General features: G+C 68.9%; 1 protein-coding gene. It reads left to right on the top strand.

Going from position 1 to position 273, the window contains the following annotated elements; translation table 11 throughout:
• Nucleotides 1-11: 11 nt before the first annotated feature.
• Nucleotides 12-273 (top strand): DUF3515 family protein (locus EOD29_RS31790; protein ID WP_206520551.1); only part of this gene is annotated, 262 nt, incomplete at its 3' end.

Here is a 273-nt window from a genome sequence, read left to right as displayed (position 1 = left end):
CGACGGTCTCGATGGAGCCGGCCAAGGCGGCGAACGACCCGGCCTGCGCGCAGATCACCTCGCGTCTGCCGAAGTCGATCTCGGGCCAGGACCGTCGCTGGACGGACGCACAGGCGACCGGCGCGTACGGAAATCCGGCCAGCATCCTCATCACATGCGGCCTCGAGGCCCCGGGTCCCTCGACCCTGCCGTGTCGCACGTTCGACGGGGTGGACTGGCTCGTGGACGAGTCGCAAGCGACCGATCAGAAGTACACGCTGACGACGTTCGGGC

This window comes from Mesorhizobium sp. M1A.T.Ca.IN.004.03.1.1 (assembly GCF_003997555.1).
In the GTDB taxonomy this organism is placed as follows: Bacteria; Pseudomonadota; Alphaproteobacteria; order Rhizobiales; family Rhizobiaceae; genus Mesorhizobium.
The sequence above is the reverse complement of the archived record's forward strand: the minus strand, read 5'-3'. Positions and strand labels throughout refer to the sequence as shown.